Genomic DNA, 4,324 nt, shown 5'->3' with positions numbered 1-4,324 from the left:
TAGCGAATCAACAACAAAACCAATGTTTCAATCCCTAATAGGGAGTTAGGTTAATTACGATTCCTCCTGAAGCATACAATGCAATTGCTAATGTTTCAATCCCTAATAGGGAGTTAGGTTAATTACGATTCCGGCTCGTACTCCCGTGCCACTTTGTGTCGCTGTGTTTCAATCCCTAATAGGGAGTTAGGTTAATTACGATTTTGTGAACCAAATAATGCAACATGAGACATATTGTTTCAATCCCTAATAGGGAGTTAGGTTAATTACGATTAGCGGTAATTGCGTCCGCATTGTCCACTACAAGTTTCAATCCCTAATAGGGAGTTAGGTTAATTACGATTTCTCAAAATAGCGAATCAACAACAAAACCAATGTTTCAATCCCTAATAGGGAGTTAGGTTAATTACGATTCCTCCTGAAGCATACAATGCAATTGCTAATGTTTCAATCCCTAATAGGGAGTTAGGTTAATTACGATTTCGATATTTTCTTTTGGGTCATAGACACGCTTACGTTTCAATCCCTAATAGGGAGTTAGGTTAATTACGATTGACCGTAGCGCACCGCAGAGCAGACTTTCTCGGTTTCAATCCCTAATAGGGAGTTAGGTTAATTACGATGTTATCGGGGTCAAGCTTATTGGAAAACGCAAGATGGGTTTCAATCCCTAATAGGGAGTTAGGTTAATTACGATCTGCTGCGATGGCTATTTCCCCAGAATGGGCCGCCCTGTTTCAATCCCTAATAGGGAGTTAGGTTAATTACGATCTTACAATCGCCTCTGGGTCAAAGCTGGAATTTTGGTTTCAATCCCTAATAGGGAGTTAGGTTAATTACGATAAGCTTGCACTCGCAGCGCCATCCTTGAGAATTGTTAGTTTCAATCCCTAATAGGGAGTTAGGTTAATTACGATTTTACAACCTAGACGCGAGAGAACTGCTGCAAGTCATGTTTCAATCCCTAATAGGGAGTTAGGTTAATTACGATAAAAACGGCAATCGGATAGCTTTTACTTGGCACGTTTCAATCCCTAATAGGGAGTTAGGTTAATTACGATCTCAAACACTTACCAATAAAGAGCTTGAGTCTGTAGTTTCAATCCCTAATAGGGAGTTAGGTTAATTACGATGGCATCCTTGGCACAAAGGGATAGACCGAGAGATTAGTTTCAATCCCTAATAGGGAGTTAGGTTAATTACGATCCTTTTGGACAGGTTTCCCCAAATATAGGAATTACATGTTTCAATCCCTAATAGGGAGTTAGGTTAATTACGATTCAAATTCCCGGCATACAAAACCGCCAGCAATATAGCGTTTCAATCCCTAATAGGGAGTTAGGTTAATTACGATTAATGCTGCTTGCAACTGGGCAGCCGAGAGAAATTTAAGTTTCAATCCCTAATAGGGAGTTAGGTTAATTACGATCGCCCGTTCCAGAAGCATTGCTGTATTTAGTTTTCAAGGTTCAGTTGCGTCTGCGTAAAACAAAAGTACCATTTGGGCCTTCCACTTGTCAATACCAAAATATTCATACAGCCCTCAAACCCTTATCCTGCATAGATTTCAACGATCGCGTCTACCATTTTATTGGTAGAAGTGCCTCTAACCCTTACAGCACATACATTGTAGCCCCCAAATTTAACACCTCGATTTTTACACCTAGGCACAGGCGCATTTTCCACCCAAAAACACACATCAACCGATCACCACTTGCCCAAAGCCCCCCAAACAGTACCCGAAACCACCCCCCAAATCGCCCCCAAACCAGCCCCCACGATCGCCCCCGCCACAGGCCCCAACTCCACCGGCACCCCAGCGCTAACAGCCGGAAACATCGCAGACAGCACCGCACCCCAGACAGCCCCCGCAAAAGTCCCCAAAAAACTGCCCCAAATCGCCCCCAAAGCCCCACCCCTCACCCCCGAAGGCTGAAACGAAATCGGCAGCTTCGGCGAAAACCCGCACAAACCCAACACACCCCCAGAAACCACACCCCCAATCGCACCCACACCAGCCGCCACGATCGCCACACCCAGCAACAAACCCGCAAACTCATCCAGCGGCCGCATTTGGCCGCTGTACTGCTGCCAAACCACCAGCCCAGCCCCCAAAAAAACACCAGCCAGAGTCCCCACAAACGAGCCCCAGACCGCCCCCAAATACCCTCCCCGCCGGCCCCACACCCTCCCCACCGGCAGCGCCAGAGGAGGCCGAAAACTCGCCCAAACACAGCCCCAGACAGCACCAACCACCCCCCCAGCCAAAATCCTCTGCCCGACTCCCGGAGTGCTATTAATCGCCCCAAACACCGCACCCCCGATCGCCGCCAACAAAAAAGCCCCCCAAACCGCCCCCACCAAAACACCCCCCCACTTCCGCCAAATCTGATTCGGCGGCAAAGTAAAAACGCCCCACATCATCCCAAAAAAACAGCCCCAAATCGTACCAACAAAAATCGCCCCCAAAATAGCGCCGCCGCCCTCAGCTATTACCGAATAAATCCCCCCGATCGCCGCCAAACACAAACTGCCCCAAACACCTCCCCAAGCAGCATCCTGAAAAAGGCGCTCAAACTTGCCCACCGGAACCCGAGGCGCGGGAGTCCGACTCCGAGAAGACATAGGCATCGGCAGCAACGGCACTGCGTACTGGCCGAGTTGGCGCGGCAGCCCCGTGGCGGGCTGTTGCCGGCGCACTGCGGGCTCCCTCACGACAGGCGGTGGTTGGGGCTTTTTACGCTTGATTTTCGCCGGCTGCAAGTGCAATCCGTTGCTGACTGCTTGCCGCGAAGGAAACGGATCGCGCCCCTTCAGGAGTTTTGCCCGATCGCACCAAGGGCACCGACTCAGATGATTTCCGTATTTATGCTGACTGTTTTTGCTGCAAGTTACCAAAGCATCTTCCGCTTCCCGAATCGCATTCACCCAAGTTTTCGCATCCGGGCGCGCCGCAGGATTGTCGTGTCCTTCCTCAAAACAGCGGACAAACATCTGCCGCAGTCGCGGATGCAGCATCTCAAAAGGAGGCGCAGCCGGCATCGGGCGGTAGGGAATCCGCTTCGTACCTGTGGGGAAATGGCCCGATCGAATTCTCGCTTCCAAAGACGGCGGTTCATCGCTACCGAGATAAACTCCCGAAAACGGGTGCGTACCTTCCATCAGCAATTGAAAAATTAATACAGCTAAACCGAACAAATCGTGCTCTGGAGCTCGATCGATATCCCGGAAAGTCTGCCCCTGCAACTCCGGCGGCGTAAACTCGGGTTTCCCCACGGGACACCGATAAACGTAACCCGTATAAGGATCGCGGACTTGAAACGAATCCGTATCTACCAGCGTTACCAAGGCCGTATCCGTGACTAGAATATTCGACTCGTTTACGTCCCCGATGACGTAACCCCTGATGTGGAGGGCGTTTACAGCCGAGGCGAGATTTCTGGCCGTGCGGTGGAGGTAAAGATAGTTAAATAGCGGTTTTTGTTCGCGCCTGGTTTTCGGAGTGTAGAAAGTGTGTACCGGCCTCACTTTGTTGACGCGCGGCATCACAAAACCGACGATTTTTTCTCGCCCGCCCACAGTATGCAGCAAATCGATCGGCCAAGCAATCGAAGCGTGCCCCGGTTCCGCGATCGGCGCATCCGGCGGCATACTGAACATGACTGTGAGTTTGTCGCCGTCTTCGTCTGTCGGTCTGTGGTAGATTTTTGCTACAAGGGACGAGTCTTGGGCGATCGGGTAGATGCGGCCTTCACCCCCGCTGGCGATCGCGGTTTTGGTGTCGATCGCAATCAGTTGTCCGCTAAATTGGCGCTGCAACTGCATAGAATTCCGTTAGGGGATAGAGGATTTGGAAGCCATGACTCAATAAATTTGACTTGCCCATTAAATCTTACCTTTCTTGGGACTTAGGCACCGGTGCCTCGAAACCGGGTTTTTCACCAAAAGACGGGTTGCAGCCCGCAGATTCGGTTAAAAACCCGGTTTCTTGGGTGGGAGTGGGTAAGCCCTGTTTCTGTTGGTGGGATGGGCGTCCCGCCCGTCCTGTTTCTGTTGGTGGGATGGGCGTCCCGCCCGTCCTGTTTCTGTTGGTGGGATGGGCGTCCCGCCCGTCCTGTTTCTGTTGGTGGGATGGGCGTCCCCGCCCGTCCTGTTTCTGTTGGTGGGATGGGCGTCCCGCCCGTCCTGTTTCTGTTGGTGGGATGGGCGTCCCCGCCCGTCCTGTTTCTGTTGGTGGGATGGGCGTCCCCGCCCGTCCTGTTTCTGTTGGTGGGATGGGCGTCCCGCCCGTCCTGTTTCTGTTGGTGGGATGGGCGTCCCGCCC

General features: G+C 51.4%; 2 protein-coding genes and 1 CRISPR repeat array. Both genes read right to left on the bottom strand.

The window, feature by feature from the left end; genetic code table 11:
• Positions 1-24: 24 nt before the first annotated feature.
• Positions 25-1,429: a CRISPR direct-repeat array (repeat unit 37 nt; unit sequence GTTTCAATCCCTAATAGGGAGTTAGGTTAATTACGAT).
• A 278-nt stretch (positions 1,430-1,707) separates the two neighbouring features.
• The gene (locus tag ACUVJL_RS22820) at positions 1,708-3,825 is read right to left on the bottom strand and encodes a DNA-binding protein (protein ID WP_445247926.1); all 2,118 of its coding nucleotides are present in this window, start codon (positions 3,823-3,825) and stop codon (positions 1,708-1,710) included.
• Between the two features lie 67 nt (positions 3,826-3,892).
• Positions 3,893-4,324, bottom strand: a 432-nt coding sequence (locus tag ACUVJL_RS22815) for a hypothetical protein (RefSeq protein ID WP_445247925.1), incomplete at its 5' end; no start/stop codon positions are given.

Origin of the sequence: Microcoleus sp. OTE_8_concoct_300, assembly GCF_031383065.1 — a bacterium.
In the GTDB taxonomy this organism is placed as follows: Bacteria; Cyanobacteriota; Cyanobacteriia; order Cyanobacteriales; family Microcoleaceae; genus Microcoleus.
Note: the sequence above shows the minus strand (reverse complement) of the source record. Positions and strands in the feature narration are given on the sequence as shown.